The 19,237-nt window shown below is 62.1% G+C and carries 3 protein-coding genes; 2 read left to right on the top strand and 1 reads right to left on the bottom strand.

Annotation, left to right across the window (positions count from 1 at the left end; all coding sequences use genetic code 11):
• Window positions 1-23: 23 nt before the first annotated feature.
• Window positions 24-16,013: a non-ribosomal peptide synthetase gene (locus KYT97_RS11930; protein ID WP_245006083.1), complete on the bottom strand. Its 15,990-nt coding sequence runs from the start codon at window positions 16,011-16,013 to the stop codon at window positions 24-26.
• A gap of 173 nt (window positions 16,014-16,186) precedes the next feature.
• Here KYT97_RS11930 and KYT97_RS11935 point away from each other — a divergent pair, with 173 nt between their 5' ends.
• On the top strand, window positions 16,187-18,037 hold the full coding sequence (locus KYT97_RS11935) for a DUF4012 domain-containing protein (protein ID WP_219112325.1): 1,851 nt from the start codon (window positions 16,187-16,189) through the stop codon (window positions 18,035-18,037).
• A 169-nt stretch (window positions 18,038-18,206) separates the two neighbouring features.
• Window positions 18,207-19,211 (top strand): dTDP-glucose 4,6-dehydratase, encoded by a 1,005-nt coding sequence (gene rfbB, locus KYT97_RS11940; RefSeq protein ID WP_219112327.1) that lies wholly within the window; start codon window positions 18,207-18,209, stop codon window positions 19,209-19,211.
• Window positions 19,212-19,237 lie beyond the last annotated feature (26 nt).

Below are 19,237 nucleotides of genomic sequence, written 5' to 3' on the forward strand. Positions count from 1 at the left end.
AGCAAATCCTTAGACACTGCTTGCTACGTCACATCAGAATCCTCTCGATACCGCACCAGGTCAAAGATCTGGGAGAGAACTGATGGCGCCATCATCTCGGCATGCGTGGCATCGACCGAGTGTTCGCGAATGATCGCAACCCGATCCGACCATCGCTCGACCAGGTCGCGATGACGATGGAGATCTCTCTGCGCAACAACAAAATCCACAACTCCGCGGTAGCTCCTCGGTTCGTGGTCACTCGCCATTCTGGCAAGTTTCTCCACCCTTTCGGAAGCAGCTTCCAGGAGTTCAGCGGTCACAAAATCCAGGTGAGCTCTGGTGCGGATCTCGTCGGCCGCCTGCGCAAAGGTCAGATCGACGCGCGGCGCTTCCAGCTCGGTCAGACCCAGTTCGGCAAATAGCTCGCCAGCGGTGGGAGCTGCTTGAATGGCCGGTATCCGCTCCGGCGGCAACGTATCGAGCATGACAACCGATCCGACGCTCGCACCGGACTCCTCGAGCGCCACCGCCATCTCCTGCGCAATGGTTCCACCGAGCGACCAGCCGAGCAGGTGATACGCGCCATCGGGTTGAACGATCCGCACCGCGTCCACGTACCGTTCGGCGAGCGCGTTGAGGGTCCCGGGCAGCTCGCCCGCACCCGTTGCCTGCACACCGTAGACCCGACGGCCACCCAGGTGCTGCGCCACACCGGCGTAGCACCACGCCAATCCGCTCACGGGGTGAACGCAGAAGAGCGGCGGACGCTGATCGAGTGGATCTCCCCCGAGCAGGACGATGGTGTCCATCGGATCGGTTTTACCGCCGGCCTCGATGCGTTCGGCAAGTTCGGCCACCGTCGGATCGGTGAAAATCCATTGAACCTGCACATCACGATCGAGCCGCGTACGTAGCGTCGACGCTACGTCAACCGCGCCCATGGAGGTTCCGCCGAGTTCGAAGAAATTGTCGAACCTGCCAACCGTGTGCGCGGATGTGTTGTGCGCAAACGCTTGTGCGATGCACTCTTCCAGTTCCGTTTCGGGTGGCTCGATCACACCGACGCTGCCACGATCCGGCGCCGGCAATGCCACCTTGTCGACCTTGCCGGACGGTAGCAACGGAACCGCGTCGATCACCGTGACGGTTGCGGGAACCAGGTGACTCGGCAGGGTTGCCGAAACGAACTTTCGCAGACTGCTCGAATCCGACGACGCATCCTCGAGCGTGACGTACGACGCCAGTTCCCCGTCCACCACAACGGTGACCGCAGAAGTCACAGCAGGATGCTGACGCAATCCGGCGTCGACCTCGGCGGGTTCGACGCGGATGCCGCGGATCTTCACCTGGTCGTCGTTGCGGCTCACGAATTCGAGGGCACCGTCGTTTCGCCGTCGTCGAACGAGATCTCCGGTGCGGTACATCCGGGCACCGGGACGGTTCGGGTCGGCAACAAACCGAAGAGCTGTCCGCTCGGGCGCGTGGATGTATCCGCGGGCAAGGTTGTGGCCGGCGATGTAGAGCTCGCCGGTGACGCCGTCGGGAACGGGATGCAGCCTGGAGTCGAGGACAAGCGTCGACGCTCCATGTACGGGGTCGCCGATTGCTGTGTCTCCGCCGGATATTTGCGCCGACGTTGCCGCCGCGATGGTGGTCTCACTGGGTCCGTATCCGTTGAAGATCCGATGCCGAGGGGACCACTGCGCCGCCAGGTCCACGCTCAACATTTCTCCCGCCGATTCCACTGTCAGCGAAGGGATCTCGTTCGGGTCGAGTGTCGAGAGAACCGTGGGTGTTGCGATGAGATGGGTGATCGCGTGCGAGACGATGAATTCCGTCAGTTCGGCTCCCGCGAAGACGTATTCCGGTGCCAGTACCAGCGTTCCGAGCGCGGCCGGCGCGATCATGAATTCGAGGACCGAGGCGTCGAAGGTAGGTGACGCCAGCTGCAGGATGCGCATGGCGGTGCCCGTCTCGAACATCTCGAGATGGGTGGCACACACATTTGCCAGGCCGCGATGAGATACCGCAACGCCTTTAGGGGTACCGGTCGATCCCGAGGTGTAGATGACGTAAGCGAGGTTGTCCGGGTGAGCTGCGCGTGCGCCGGTCAGCGGCGTTGTTGCAGTGCGATCGGACATCGGAATCCAGGTCGTTGCCGCAGGTAGAGAGCGCGTGTCCGCCACGCACAGTCCGAGGCTCGCTCCGCTGTCGGCAAGCATCGCTTCGAGTCGCTCACGCGGCTGATCCGGGTCCACGGAAACCCAAGCGGCGCCGGCTCGCGTCACGGCCCAGAGTGCAACTACCCACAGATGTCCGCGACCAGTTGCAACGGCAACAACGTCGTCGGGCCCGATTCCCCGATCCACCAGTTCCTGAGCCCAGTATGTTGATTGGTCGAACAGCTCTTGGTAAGTCCATACCCGGCCGTCTGCCTCGAGCGCGATGGCCTCGGGAGCTTCAGCGAGCACATTGCCGATGAGTGCGGCCAGGGTGAGCGGCGCGATATCACCGCGACTGCGCTGCGGCTGGTTCGCTCGGTCACCGAGTACATCGATGTCACCCACAACACTCTGCGGATGCGCCACCACTTCGCCCAGAATCCGCACGAACCTCGCGGCAAACAGTTCTGCTGTCGACTGCTCGAACAGGTCGGTGGCATACAGCAATCGCAGGCGCACACCGATGCCGGTGTCGGTCAGATCCCAGGTCAGATCGTAATCGGCGGCAACGGGGGCTTCCCCGGCCAGCCGGAGCGGTTCGATTCCAGGCACACTCGGAAGTTCTTGTGCACGTTGGTACGCAAGCATCACGGTGAAGAGCGGGTGTTCGTTTGCCGTGCGCGGCGGCGCGATTCGGGCAACCACGTCGTCGAAGGACACGTCGGCGTTGTCCATGGCCCCGAGGTCGACGCGTCGTACCTGGTCGAGGATGTCCGAGAATTGATCGCTTGGACGGATAGTCGTCCGCAGCGCGACGGTACCCACCATCATTCCGACCATCGACTGCAGGTCCGGATCGTTTCGTAGGCTGACCGCTGTGCCGACAACCACGTCGTCGGTTGCGCTTTCACGCGCGAGCAGCACCGCGATCACACTGTGCAGGAGCATGAAGACAGTCACTCCCTGCGAGTGGGCCAGAGTTGTCAGCCCCGCGTACAGGTCACCGTCAACCGCGGCGGACACGACGGAACCTTGTTGCGTCGGAGCAGCGGGCCGCGGGTGGTCTGTCGGCAGCGGCAAAACACCGTCGACACCGCGAAGAACTGTTGTCCAGTAGTCCAATTGGCGGTGAGCGAGTGAGGTCGGATCGTTCTTGTCACCGAGCACGCCGCGCATCCAGATGCTGTAGTCCTGGTAGTCGACGGGCAGCGGGCGCCAATCCGGTTGATGCCCCGCACCTCTCGCAGACAGTGCGGCGGCAAAATCCGTGAGCACGATGCCCGTCGAACCGCCGTCGAGCGCAATATGGTGCACCACAACAACCAAGGCCCGGGCGCCGGAGCCGTCAACGGTCAACTGCACGCGCATCGGCGGTTGGTGTTCCAACTGGAATGGCGCGGACGCAAAGAGCGCTGCGCCATCGTACAGATCGCCGACAAGCACGGGATCAAGATCGATTGCCGCGACATCCGCGACTACTTGGTGTGGCCCGACGGAATCAGCGGGAAAGACGGTGCGCAAAATACTGTGCCGGGCAACCACATCCGATATGGCTTCCGCCAAAGCGTCTGCCTCGATGTCCGGTCCGATGGCGACCGCGAATACCAAGTTGTATGCCGACGACGCCGGACCGAGCTGCGAGCTCAACCACATACGCTGCTGCGCGGGAGCCAACGGCACCCGGCTTTCGGCGGCACGACTGGTGAGCGGTGGCCGGACCACAACGTCTTCGGCCGCATCGATCCAGCAAGCCAACGCACGCGGCGACGGATTCTCGAAAACCGCACCAACGGATACGTCGCGCCCGAACACCGAAGCCAGTCGACCCGCGACCACCGTGGCAGACAGTGAATCTCCACCGGATTCGAAGAAGTTGTGGCTCACACCCACAGTGCTGCCCGCGTGGTGCGACATCACTGCCGTCACCAATTCTTCTGTGGCAGTGAGCGGCCAGGCGTGAGGTGTGGATTCGCCGAGGTGCGCGTGCAGTGCGCTCACATCCACCTTGCCGTTGCGGGTGAGCGGCAACGCATCGAGAATGACGATGCGTCCCGGCACGAGGTACCCGGGTAGCTGCGTCGCCAGTTCATGTCGGAGCGCGTCTTCGCTGGTTTCCGCGCCAACGACAAATGCGGTGATCACGTCGCCAATCAGGAGCACGGACACAGCACTCACTCCGGGGAGCAACCGCGCCGCAGTCTCGATCTCGGCCGGTTCGACACGCACACCACGCACTTTGACCTGGCGGTCCGCCCGACCGACGAATCCCATTGCACCGCTCGCTGTTCGGTGTACCAGGTCCCCGGTGCGGTAGCGTCGCCGCCCGCCCGCTGCCGCCACAAAGGATGTAGCCGTTGCGGCGGGATCGCCGAGATATCCCATCGCGAGACCGGGACCATTGACGTACAACTCCCCCACCCCGCCAAACGGGACGGGGCGCAGAGCGGCGTCGAGCACTTCGGCTCCGGTGCCGGTGATAGGTTCACCAATTCCGGTGTCCGAATCGATATCCGCAAGAGTTGCCACGACGCTGGTTTCCGTGGGGCCGTAGGCGTTGAGCATCTGCGCGCCGGTACTCCAGGCGTGTGCGGTCGCGGACGAGAGCACGTCGCCGCCCACGGCAACCACGTCGAGCAGCGGCAGTGCGGCCGGGTCCATCGTGTCGAGCACACCCGGGGTGGACAGTAGGTGTGTGATGCGGTGTTCTGCCACGAACTTTTCGAGGTCCCGGCCACCGTAAACGTCGGGTGGCGCCACAACCAATGCTGCTCCGCTGCCGAAGGCAAGCAACATCTCGAGCAGAGCGGCATCGAAGCTCGGGTTGTAGCCCTGCAGGACAACCGAATCCGGTGTGACGCGGTATCTCGCCACAGCTTCGTCCGTGAGCGGGCCGAGCCCGCGGTGGGTTACCGCAACTGCTTTGGGGTTACCGGTCGACCCGGAGGTATGGATGACATACGCCACGGCGTCCGGATTCTGCGTGCCGGGAACAGGGCTGACCGAGTGCAACACCGACCGCAACCGACGCAGACGGGCGTCGGGGAAATCAGGGTCGATCGGCGCAAAAGCAGCGCCGGTCTTGGTTATCGCCCACAGACGGATGACGTAGTCGATCGATCGCACCGCGCTGATCTCGATCACCGCGCCCGGACCGGCACCGGCAGCCACCAGCTCACGTGCCAATTCGTTCGACGCGTCGTCGAGTTCTCGATACGTGAGCATCACTGTGCCGTCGCGCAGTGCAACGTTGTCGGGAAACGCCGCTGCTGTACGGGTGAAGATCTCACTCAGAGTCCGGGACGAATCAACGGGTGCTGCCACCCAGTTGGGTGCTGAGATCGTTGATGCTTCCGACGCCACCACCGAGGGGTTGGCCAGCGCGCGATGCACAACGTCGACAAACAGGTCGGCCACCGATTGTGCAGTCGCGGCGTCGAAGAACTCTCGCGCGTACACAACCAGCCCGTCCGTGTGGCCGTCCGGCCGCTCGGTCAGCGATACCTGCATCTCGAACTTGGCTGCGCCTGTCTCGATTTCGGTAGCACTGACGGCCAGGCCGGCGATGTCGACGTCAGGAATGGTGAAGTTCTGCAGTGCCAACGCAACCTGCGGCATCCGGCCACCGAGCATCGAGGTCAGAGCTTCCACGGGCACATCGCTGTGCTCGAAGGCCGCAAGATCGCGCTCACGAACCTGTTCCACGAGTTGGAGCATCGTCGTGTCGCGATGAATCTGTGCCCGCAGCGGGACAGTGTCGACAAACATTCCGATCAGATTGTCGAGGGCCGGTGATCGGCGGCCGTCCACCGCGGTTGCGATCACCACGTCCGAGCTGCCACTCAACCTCGAGAGAACTGCTGCCAGTGCGGCGTGAAAGACCATGAAGGGTGTTGACTGGGCCCGGCCGGCCAAGTCCGCGATCGCCGACGTGGTGTGGGCGTCCAGGGAGAACTCCACACGATCTGCTGTCCACGGCGTAGACACGAGACGGCGATCCGGCGTCAGCGGCGCCACCGAGGTGACGTCCGCGAGTTCCGTCTGCCAGTGAGATACCGATTCGGTTTCCGAAGCCTGTTCCCACACTGCATAATCCGCGTACTGAACCGGCAGCGGCTGCCACTGCGGAGCCGAACCCGCGCGCCGGGACGAATAGGCAGCAAGCACGTCGTGAACGATCGGCACCAGCGAGCCACCGTCTGCGGCAATGTGGTGCACGTTTACCGCGAGCACATGATGCTCGGGCGCGAGTGTGAACAGTGCGGCGCGAATGGGGAGCTGAGTGCTCACGTCGAACCCTTGGGATGCAAAGGCATGCAGATCGGCATCCAGTGAGTCTTCGGTGGCAGAACGGGATTCGAGAGTCAGTTCCGCATCGGCCAGAATCTGCTGTACCGGTGGCCGCTGCGGGTAGACGGTTCGCAGGACCTCGTGCCGGTTCAGCACGTCACCGAGGGCGAGTTGCAAAGCCGCACCGTCGAGCTCACCGCGTAGGTCAACGGCAACCGGCAGGTTGTACGCGCTGCTGGCGGCGTCGAGAGTATTGAGCACCCACATACGTTGCTGATTGCGTGAGAGCGGAATTTCTACCGGACGGGGACCGGCAACTATGTCCGCGACACCGTGATCGGAATCCGGTTCTTGTTCCAGCGCCGCAGCAAGTTCCGCGACGGTCGGGTGTGCAAACAGCAGTCTCAGCGAGATGTTCCGTGCCAGGGTGTTTCCTACCTGCGACGTCACTCGGGTAGCGAGTAGCGAGTTTCCGCCATGATCGAAGAAGTGTGTGCCACGGCCGATGTGGTCGGTTCCGAGCACGCTGGCGAATACGTCGGCCACAGCACGCTCGGTGGCGGTGCGCGGAGGTTCGAAGGGCAAGGCGGAAACGCGGGGTGTCGGCAATGCGCGCACGTCGAGCTTGCCGTTCACCACGGGCGGATCGCCGTGGAAAACCACAACGGCACCCGGGACCATGTACGACGGGAGCGCATCGGCAAGCCTGCGGCGCAGGTCGTCACCGTCAAGCTGCGCACCACGTTTCGGGCGCACATACGTCACCAGCATCGGAGTGTCTGCGGTGCTGGTGCGCAGAACCGTTGCGCAGAAGTCGACTTCCGTGATCGCTGCGATGGCGGCCTCGATCTCGGCAGGCTCGATCCGCACACCGTTGACTTTCAACTGCGCGTCGTTGCGGCCCAGGTAGTGCAGCCGGTGGCCACTACCGGTGTTCTTCCACATCACCAGATCGCCGGTGCGGTACATCCTGGCGCCGCCTGCGGTGGCAACAAAGCGTTCGGCCGTCCATTCGGGGTGACCGGCGTATCCACGCGCAAGCGCAGCACCCGCAAGGTAGAGCTCGCCCGCGACGCCAGGTGGAACCGGCTCGAGGAAGTTGTCGAGAACAAAGGCGTCGACGCCGGCTACGGGATACCCGATCGGGATGTCGCGGCCGTTTGCGATAAGCGGTTCTGTCGCAACGGTGTACATGGTTGCCTCGGCCGGACCGTAGCCGTTCACTACGCGCCGTCCCGGTGACCATCGTTCGACAATGTCGGCGGTCAGGCGCTCACCACCGAGCATCACCATCTCGAGGTGCGGCAGATCGTTGTCCTCGACCGTCGCCATCACTGTCGGTGTGATGCACAGGTGCGTGATCTGTTCGCGGCGAAGCAGGTCGGTGAGCGCGGGACCGGCAAACTCGGCATCCGACGCGAGCACCAGCGTTGCGCCGCTCGAGCCGGCGATCAACACCTCCAGGAGCGTCATGTCGAACCCCGGTGCGCCGCGGTGAAGTACGCGCGAATCAGTGCTCGCGCGGTAACGCGCTGCCAGATCGGCGTCGAGCGCTCCCAGTCCCTCGTGAGTGACCACCACAGCTTTGGGCGCGCCTGAGGTACCCGAGGTGAACACGACGTAGGCGGCGCCGCCGCTGGGGATCGTCTCTGTCGCTGCGGCACCAAGATCTGGGGAAAGCACCGCGCTGAGCGCATCAAGGGTGCGCGACGCCGGTTGAGCGGGGTCGATCAAGGCGGGCGCCGCACCGGTCTTGGCGATGGCCCACAACCGGACGATGGAATCGACAGTGCGATCCGCCGTCCACGGGATCACCCGTTCGGGACCCGCACCGTCGGCGCGCAAGTCTGCCGCGGCAACGTCGGAGCGGCGATCGAGTTCGCGATAGGTCAGGCTATCGCCGTTGCCGGTTACTGCCAGCGCGTCCGGTGCGGTGCGCACGCCACGGGTGAGCATCGACGCCAATGTGGTTGTCGCGCTGGTGTCGACCCCGCTGGCCGGAACCAACGCTGCCCGCTCGCCCGAGTCCAGAAGATCGATCCGTCCGAGAATCACCGACGGATCAGCGGCTACCTGCTCGAGCAAGCGCACGTACCGTTCCGCGAACCGCGTGACTGTGTCTGCGTCGAATAGATCTGCGTTGTAGGCAAATTCCAGGCGCATCGGGTGATCGTCGGCAGCGTCCGTCACATTGAGCTGGAGATCGAAGTTGGCGTGTTCGAACTCGGCGACCATCGGGGTGAGAGTCAGACCCGGAAGTTCCCAGCTGGTCGGCCGCGGCGCCTGGAAGGACAGCGCGATCTGGAACAGCGGATGGTGCGACGGTGACCTGGCGGGATTCAGCTGTTCGACGAGCGTCTCGAAAGGCATGTCCGCGTGGGTGTATGCGGCCAGGTCCTGCTGGTGAACGTGGCCCAACAGCTCCGCGAAGGACGCGGTTCGATCGATCGTGGTTCGCAGAACCAACGTGCCCGCGAACATTCCCACCAGATCGTCCAGCTTGGGATCGGAGCGGCCGGCCACCACTGTTCCGATCGGCACATCGGCGCTGGCGCTGTACCGCGAGACGAGTGCGGCCAGCGCGGCATGCATCACCATGAACGTGGTGGCGTTGTGTGATCGCGCCAGAGTGTCGAGCAGCCCGCGCAAGGAATCACCGAGCTCGACCTGATGGGATCGGCCCAGGCCCGACGGCGTCAGCGGCCGTGGATGATCCAGCGGCAACGTCACCTGATCTGGCAAACCGGCCAGGTTCTCCAGCCAGTATTCGGCGACATGATCGGGTACTCCCGAATCGCGCTGCCACACGCTGTAATCGGTGTACCGAATCGGCAACGGCTGCCAGGACGGCGCGACGCCTTTCGCGTGGGCGGTGTATGCGGTGACGGTGTCTCGAATCAACGCGTCCATCGACCACGCGTCCGCAGCAATGTGGTGGATCACCAGTGCCAGAACGTGAGAGCCCTCGTCGAGGCAGAACAGTTCGCCGCGAACCGGTGGATCGACCGTGACGTCGAATCTTGATCCCACCAACTCGGCAACCCGGTCCATGACCGATTCAGAGCCGATTGTCACGGGTTCGAGTGCGGGAGTGACCAGTTCGGCCTCGAGCACCACCTGACGCACACCGTCGACTCCCACTGGGTAGATCGTCCGGAGCGTCGCGTGCCGCTCTACGACGTCAACCGCGGCTTTGCGCAGCGTCTTGGCGTCGACGTTTCCGTCGAGGCGCAGAATCACGGGAATGTTGTATCCGGCTGCGGTGGTGTCGAACTGGTTGAGAATCCACATGCGGTGCTGAGCCGGCGAGAGGATCAGTTCTGCATCACTGCCGGCAGGTTCGAGAGCGATGCGTCGACGGCCACTGCCGATCCGGGCGCTGATACCTGCGGCCAATTCGCTGACGGTGGGGCGCTCGAACACCTCGCGCACATCGATGTCGGTGTCGAAGACCGCGCTCAACCGGGTAGACAGACGGGTCGCTATAAGAGAGTTTCCGCCCTGGTCGAAAAAACTCCGTGTGACGTCCACGGTTTCGAGGTGCAGGAGTTCGGCGAATACTGATGCGACGGTTTCTTCCATCGGGTCGCGCGGTGGCCGCCCGTGGGTGGGGCGCGAGGCAGGCTCAGGCAATCCTGCTCGGTCGAGTTTGCCGTGCGCGGTGATCGGCAGTGCGGGCAGCGGCACAATCAGCGTGGGCACCAGATGAGCAGGCAGCTGATTCCGCAGATCCGATACAACGGCGTCCGCATCGTCGATGTCTGGCGCGATGTAGGCCACCAGCGCCGGTCCGGTGGGCAGCTCACGCAGAACTACTGCGGCCGCGCTGATCTCGGATCGACGCAACAGCGCCGCTTCGATCTCGCCCGGCTCGATGCGATAGCCGCGCAGCTCTACCTGACTGTCGGCCCGACCGATGTATCGCAGCGCGCCCCGGTACATCCGAACCCTGTCGCCGCTGCGGTACATCACCGATCCGGCAACGGAGGGTTCGGGAACAAACCTGGTTGCGCTCAGTGCGGGCTTACCGAAGTATCCGGCCGAGACCTGCGGGCCGGCAACATACAGTTCGCCGACGGTACCTTCCGGCACCGGCCGCAACGAGCTGTCCAATACATACGTACGGAGTCCGGGAAGCGTCGTGCCGATGACCGAATCGTCTTCACCGGCGCCCGAAAGATCGAATGCTGTGACGTGCACCGTGGTTTCGGTGATACCGAACATGTTCACGGCGCGAATCTCGCGATGGCTGTCGAGCCAGCCGCGAACCGAGCCCACATCCAGTGCTTCCCCGCCGAAGATCAACAGCCGCACCGACAGTTCGGTGGACTGCGTGATCGCGGCAAGCGCCTGGAACGCCGACGGAGTCTGATTGAGAACAGTGACTCCTTCGTCTACCAGCAACTGCGCAAACTGCGGAGTGGACCGGGCGACATAGGCGTCGACGGGAACCAACCGTCCACCGGTTGTCAACGCTCCCCACATCTCCCAGACCGAGAAGTCAAATGCGCCGGAGTGGAACATCGTCCACACGTCGCCTGCGCCTACATCGAGAATCTTCTCGGTTGCCGCCAGCAACGCGATGACGTTGGCATGTGACACCACAACGCCTTTGGGGGTGCCGGTGGAGCCGGAGGTGTAGATCAGATACGCGTCTTGTGCAGGCACCACCGCGCGGCGTCGGGCAAGGTCGGGATCACCCACTGCCGCAACGTCGATCAGTTCGTGGCCGAAGTTCGTCAGGCGTGGTACCGCAGATTCGGCGCAGAGCACGTGTGTCGGTGCGGCGTCGCCGAGTAGATACTCGACCCGCGCGTCGGGATAGTCGAGGTCGAGGGGAACGTACACACCGCCGGAGCGAACTACGGCCAGCACCGCAATCACGAACTCCGGAGAGCGCGGCAGCGCAACGGCAACCCGGTCTCCTACCCGAACACCGCGCTCGATCAAAGCGCCGGCCAGCACTGCAGACCGATGTTCGAGCTCGGAGTACGTGAGACTATCTCCGCCGACGCCTACAGCAACCTCATCACCGCGGGTAACCACCTGTGCCAGAAACAGTTCGGCCAATGAGTGTGCCGAGCCAGCAGGCGCCGCCGCAACTGGCGTCAGTGCATCATGTTCGTCGGCGCTCAGGACGTCGACGCCGCGAAGCGTGATATCCGGCGTGGCCGTGACGGCTTCGCAGATTCGCAGCAGCCGGTCCATCCAGCCGGACACGGTCTCCGCGTCGACGATATCGGCAGCGTAGGTGAGTGACCCAGCGATTCCTCCGGGCGAGCCGTCAGGAAGGCGTTCTTCACGGACGGCCATTTCGATGTCGAACCGAGCGTGATCGGGGGTGCGACCCACACCATGTGCCGTTGCCGAGCCGAGTGCCATATCGGCCTCCGTGCCAAACGCGTCGAGAGCTAGCACAACACGGAACAACGGATTCCGGTTCAGTCCGCGGTTGGGTGCAACCCGATCGACCACCCAATCGAACGGCACATCCGCGTGTGACATTGCGGCGAGATCGACATCGCGAACCTGTTCGAGGAAGGCGGCAAAGGTGTCCCCCGGCTTGGTTGCCGTTCGCAGTGCCACCGTGCCGGCAAACATGCCAACTGTGGAATCGAACGCCGGGTGTGCGCGTCCGGACGTGGGAGTCCCGATCGCAAAATCCTCTGCGCCGGTGATCTTGTGGAGCAGGATTGCGAGCACTGCGTGCAGCGCCATGAACGTGGTGGCGTTGTGCTCGCGGGCAATCGCCGTCAGCTGTACGTGAAGATCTGCCGGGATGTCGAACGCGATAGTGGCAGCGGGCGGCTCCGTGCCGATGACCCGTCGCCTGTCGGTGGGCAGATCCAATTGCGTCGGCAGCGACCCAAGCGTGTTCTCCCAGGACGCAAGTTGGTCATGAGCAAGGCTTCCCGGCTGATCGGGGTCACCGAGCGCTGCTCGCTGCCACACCGAATAGTCGCGGTAATCCAGCGCTTGCGCCGGCCAGTTCGGCTGTGCGCCGCGAACGCGATAGTCATACGCCCGGACCAGGTCACCTACCACCGCACCGAACGAGAGTCCGTCTACAGCAATGTGATGAGCAACGACGGTCAAGCGGTGGTCGTGTTCGCCGAACGACGCCAAGACCAAGCGCAGTGGCAGTTCGGCGGCGACGTCGAATCCGCGCCTGGCTGCATCTGCGGCCGCGGCGGCGTACTCGTCTGCGCCCACCTGCAGCAGGCTTGTCGTGGATTCCGACAGGACCTGCACTGCTGTGCCTGCAGCTCCGATCGGATACGTCGTCCGCAAGACGCGATGCCGCTGTTGGATGTCGGCAAACGCCAGCTCGAGCGCGTCGATGTCGAGCACTCCGCCGAGCGTCACCTCGAAAGAGACATTGTAGGCAGAAGATTCCGGGGCGAGACGCGAGAGCAGCCAGATACGTTGTTGCGCCAGTGACGGTTCCACCACGACATCGGCGGGGACCACAACAGGTTCCGGCAACGCCGATCCTGCGGCCGTTCGGCGAAGGTGCTGCGCGAGTCCCGTCGGTGTCGAGGCCTCGAACACGTCGCGGACACCTACGCGAATGCGAAGGGCCTCGGACAGCCTGTTCGCGACATACACCGCGGCAAGCGAGTTACCACCGGAGGCAAAGAAATCGGCATCCGTACCCAGCGATGCAACCCCGAGCACATCTGCCATCACGGCGGCAACAAGAGCTTCGTGGTGATCGACCGGTTGCAGCGCGACGTCCGCTTCGCGATGCGGCGCGGGTAGGGCATCACGGTCGATCTTGCCGTTTACGGTGGTCGGCCAGGTAGAGACCACGGTGACCGAGGACGGCATCATCGCAGCGGGTAGAACATTCGCCAGATGCTCAGTGACAAACGACGTCTCGGTGACAATCGGCGTGTCGGTGGACTCAGGCCCCTCATCGGCCGTGAGTACAACGTACGCAGCGATTTCGCCGTCGCGAGCGACAGCCAGCGCCGACGCCACACCTGAGACGGACGTCAGTGCCGCTTCCACCTCACCGAGTTCGACCCGGACACCACGAATCTTGACCTGATGGTCTGCGCGCCCGACAAATTCGAGCTGGCGCTCTGCCGTCCACCGCACGAGGTCGCCGGTTCGGTACATGCGACTCGACGGGTCTCCGTACGGCGCCGCAACAAACTTCTCAGCAGTGAGGCCCGCGCGACGCACGTATCCGCGTGCCAGTCCGGGGCCCATCACATACAGTTCGCCGGTTGCTCCAATTGCGCACGGCTGCAGACGTGCATCCAGCACAACGGCGGAGACGCCGTCGATGGGCCGGCCGATCGGTGCTCGCTGCGCCGGGTCCAGCGGTTCGCTCATAAACGCGGTCACACTCGCTTCGGTGGGACCGTACGAGTTGACGACGCCGACGTACGGCGACCACCGCTCGATCAGATCCGGCGATGGCGACTCGCCGCCGACGTTGAGCATGCGCAGGTCCGGCAAGCCACTCGGATCCATCGACGACGCCACCGCCGGCGTGGACAGGAAGTGCGTCACGCGTTCTGCGCGTAGGTAGTCGGCGAGATCAGCACCGCCGATCAAGCCGGGAGGCACCACTACCGCGGTTGCGCCGGTCCCCTGTGCAAGTAGGAGTTCCAGCACCGCAACGTCGAAAGCGGGTGAAACAAAGTGAGCGACCCGGGCCGACGCGTCGACAACAAGATTCCTGGCGTGGGCGCGCAGCAGCGAAGTCGCAGCGCGGTGTGTAACCGCAACACCTTTCGGCTGCCCGGTGGAGCCTGATGTGTAAACGATGTAGGCGACGTCATCGATCGCCGCAGCGCGCAGTACAGGTGTTTCGTGTAGATCGGCATCGTCGTAGTGGTCGGTGTTGATGTCCACGTGCGTGATTCCCGCAGGCGCCGACCACGATCGCGGCGCAACGACGACGCTCACGCCCGCGTCCGCCAACATGAATTCGATACGTTCGGCCGGGTAATCCGGATCTACGAACATGAAGGCTGCGCCTGATCGAATGACCGCGTGGAAAGCGATCACCGACCCCGCCGAACGCGCTGCGATGATCGCCACCACGTCACCGGCACCAACGCTACGATCAATCAGCTTGTTACACAGGAAGGCTGATCGAGAGCGGAACTCACCATAGGTGATCGTAGCGCCGCCCGCGCGGACAGCCGGCGTTCCGGCGCCGCCGGATCCCTCGGACAGAACTGCGTCGAGAGTCTGCGGCGAGATGGCCGGTAATCCCCTGCTGGGCACCAGCATCGCGTAATCATCGGCAGTCAGTACACCAAGCCTGCCCACTGGAAGATCCGCCGGCGCGTCGACAAGTTCGGTCAGAACCTGCACAAACTGCTGGTGGTGAAGCTCGAGGTCTTGCTCGCTGTAAACACCTGGGTTCGCCTCGAATCCCAACCGAATATCAGCGCCCGCAACCGCTGGGTAGATGCTGAAGAACAGATCGTCGATCGGGCCGGACGTGAGTACGTGAAATTCTCCGACAACGTCGCCGAGGCGAATAGTGTTGTGGAACATCATGATGTTCACGGCGGGCCCAGCCGAATCACGGGTTCCACCGCGGCTGCCGGGGCCGGCCATATCTTCGTAACGGAATCGTTGATGGCGCAGGGCGCCGGTCAACTGCGTCGAGAGCTGATTCACGAGTTGGGCCGCTGTCAATTCCGGATAAACAGACACGCGCATCGGGACGATGTTGGCGAGCATTCCGCCGGAGCGTCGCATCGCGGCCGTCGTTCGTCCTGAAATGGGAAGGCTCAGAGTAACTTCGGTAACTCCGGCCATGCGGGCCAGGTACACGGCGTAGGCGCCGGCGATAACCGGAACCTCGCTGGTTTCCCACAGTTTCGCAACTGTGGTGATACGCGTGGCGAGATCTGCGTCCATGGTGCGGGTGAGCATGCGTTGCGGCATCGACGGTGCGGCACGCCGTTCGGTCAACCGCACGGGTTCTGGCATGCCATCAACCAGCTGAGCCCAATATTGCCGGTCTGTTTCGAATCGGGAAGACGAACGATACGACGCATCCAACTGGTACAGCTCGTGCAATCCGAGCGCGCGTAAGGGCGGCACCTCAGTGTTTTCCACCAAATGTGTGTAACGCTCCGCAACTCGATTCATAAGCGTCATTGCGCCGTGTCCGTCGAGCACCAAATGGTGGGCGTGCGAATACCAGAAGTAATGATTTTCTGATACATGCAACAAAGTCGCGGTAATTAGCCGATCGACCGACATATCTATCGGGCGTGAATAGCTTTGTGTCATCCACTGACGTGCTGCTTCGATCGGATTCTTGCTGCCGCGTAGGTCGACATAGCCAAGCGCGTCGGGAATTGAAAGATCAACAACCTGGTGGGGTGCTGCATCCGTCTCGACCAGGCGGACCAGCGCAGATTCGATCTCGCGGCACCCACGATCCGTTGCTTCGATCAAAGCGGACACGTCGATGAGTCCCCGAAGTTCCACGTACTGGGCAACAACAAAAGGGGTTGAAGGATTGACTTGTTGCGCCAGCCACAGCGCCTGTTGGGCACGAGACAGCGGGAAAGAGTTCAAACCCGATACCTCCACCTTCATCAGCCCCGAATTATGTATTGGAAACGCCGGCTGATCAGGTCCATCTAATTACGCGCACAACAAGAACGGCCAGGCTGAAGTTTACGGTGCGACGCCCCCTCCCACCACTTCAGGGTCAATTCTGACACACCGCGGTAACCTCTGACGACCCCGAAAGTCAGGAGTAATTAGCAATGTCCAGCACCACATCGGGACCAAGGTCCGATGACGAATCCGAAGCAATAGATTCAACATCCACATCTACTACTCGGATTCGACGCCGCAGCCGCGTCAAGCCGTCAAATCGACGACGCAACATCGTTGCCGGATCCAGCGCATTTGTGCTGGTTGCCGTCGCTTTTGCAGCGTGGATGGGCTACTCCGCCATCGCGACAAAGGGTAATCTCGAATCGGCTCGAGATCACGCGCAGTCCACCAAGACGGCACTCCTCGCTGGCGACACGGAGGCCGCCGAGCGGTCTGCAGCCGATGCCGACAAATATGCGAGTTTGGCATATTCAGAGACGCAATCCTTCCCTTGGAGCATCGCGTCAGCAATCCCGGTCCTCGGCAGCCCCTTCGAAACAACGAAACAGATGACAGATGTGGTCCATGGATTGACCAACGACGTCCTCTTGCCTGCGGTCGATGCTGGAACCGCGCTTGCTCCTGGTGAATTGATTCAGTCGGGGGGCCAGATTGCACTCGAACCGTTGCGGGAAGCGGCACCAGTCCTCGAACAGACAGCAGCCTCCGCGGCGGAATTGTCGACCCGAGCGGCGGCCGTCCCGGAAGCCAACTTCATAGGCGCAGTTAACGATGCGCGCACCTCGTTAGTGGATCAAACTACTGAGCTGACTAACCTTCTGGAGAACACGGCGCTCGCGGCACGGCTCGCACCGACGATGCTCGGAGCCGACGGACCGCGCAATTACTTCATCGGATTCCAGACAAACGCCGAGGCACGCGGTACAGGCGGACTGCTGGGCGGCTACGGAATTGTCCGAGTCAACGACGGGGCCGCGCGAGTCGACACCTTGGGTCGCAACTCCGAGTTGGGAGTGGACAACAGTCCAATAGACCTAGGTCCTGACTTTGCCAACCTGTACGGAATGAGCCGTCCCACCACCGATTTCCGCAACAGCAACCTCAGTTCACACTTTCCCTACGCTGCGCAAATCTGGCAGTCGCTGTGGAAGCAGGAGTCAAACGGTGAGGTAGTCGACGGCGCTATCGCCGTCGATCCAATTGCGTTGAGCTACATACTCAAAGTTGTGGGACCGGTCACAATGCCCGACGGCGAAAAGGTTACAGCCGACAACGTTGTGGAACTCACCGAGTCAACGGCATATATCCGTTTTGCCGATGACAACAACGCGCGCAAGCAGTACCTGCAGACCGTCGCCGCGGTTGTGGTCGACAAGATGACCGGCAATATCAGCTCTGCCAGTGCACTTCTCGACGCTTTGGGTCGCGGTGTCTCCGAAGGACGCATCGCAGTGTGGAGTTCCCATCCCGATGAGCAGGAACTACTTGCCACAACACCTTTGGGGCACACCGTCCCCACGGATGAAGCACCTTTTGCGGCTGTGGTGATCAACAACCAGGCCGGCAACAAGCTCGACTACTACCTGACGCGCTCGATCACCTATTCCGCTGACAGCTGCGAGGGCGACACCCGGAGTTCGAAGGTGACCGTCAGCCTCACCAATAATACTCCGGCAGGTGATCTTCCGGACTACGTGGACGGCATCGTAGCGAACCCCCGAAACCTCCCTCAGGGCACCAACATGGCTGCTATTTCACTGCTTGCAACCCAAGGAGCGAAATTGGAAAACGTTGCAGTGGGCGGAAAGATCGCCTTCTCCGCGACAGGACAGGAACTTGGTCACCCTGTTTTCATGACTTTAGCCGAGATTCCGAAGGGCCAAACGGTGGATATTGTTTTCAACCTCAAGGAACCCACTGCGGCCGGCGCGGCACGAGTTCCCGTGCAGCCGTTGGTCGATGACCCGACCATCACAATCGACGTACCTACTTGCTAAATCAATGGATTTGACGGGCCGCGCAACCTACATGAGGCGGTGGCCCGTCAATCGCATTATGTGGAATTCATGCTGAAATCAGCTCTCGCAGAACCGAATCGAACGAGAGAATTGAAGGATCCGAGCTTCGGTCGTACGAAATTCAGACCATCCGGTAGAGTCAACACCTATGAAACTGCTTGTGACCGGGGGGGCCGGATTCATCGGCTCAAACTTTGTCCTGTCGACCGTCGCTCAACGCCCCGAAGTAGAGGTAACCGTACTTGACGCCCTCACCTACGCAGGCAACCGCGCGTCGCTGAATTCAGTTGCCGACAGGATAGACTTCGTCCACGGTGACATCGCTGATAGACCACTCGTTGACCGACTCGTCGGTGAGTCCGATCTCGTGGTCCACTTTGCCGCCGAATCGCACAACGACAACAGTCTGAATGATCCGTGGCCGTTCGTTCACACCAACGTCATTGGCACCACGACGCTGCTGCAAGCGGTTCGCGACCATGATGTGCGATACCACCATATCTCCACCGACGAAGTGTATGGCGATCTCGAACTCGATGACCCAGCCCGCTTTACAGAATCAACTCCGTATAACCCATCGAGCCCTTACTCGTCGACCAAAGCATCCAGTGATCTTCTGGTTCGAGCGTGGGCCCGGTCATTCGGGGTGCGGGCCACAATCTCGAACTGCTCCAACAACTACGGCCCGTTTCAGCACGTAGAGAAGTTCATTCCAAGACAGATCACCAATCTCCTCAGTGGTAAGCGCCCAAAACTCTATGGAGCAGGCCAGAATGTTCGCGACTGGATTCACGTTGACGACCACAACCATGCCGTGTGGACAATTATCGAAAAAGGTGTCTTGGGTGAGACCTACCTGATTGGCGCGGATGGCGAAAAGAACAACCGCGAGGTACTTGAGGAAATCCTCAAGGAGACCGGGAATCCTTCGGATGCTTTCGATTTCGTCACAGACCGCCCCGGCCACGATCTACGGTATGCGATCGACTCGACAAAGCTCCGGACCGAATTAGGTTGGACACCGCAGTACGTGGACTTCCGCAGCGGTTTGAAAGCGACGATCGACTGGTATCAAGAGAACGAGCAATGGTGGCGTCCACAAAAGGATGCAACGGAAAGTAGCTACGCTCTTACCGAGTCAGTAGTCTCCTAGGTGCTCATCTATTTATTCCTTCAATA

It is taken from the genome of Rhodococcus globerulus, assembly GCF_019334125.1.
GTDB classification, from domain to species: domain Bacteria; phylum Actinomycetota; class Actinomycetes; order Mycobacteriales; family Mycobacteriaceae; genus Rhodococcus_F; species Rhodococcus_F globerula.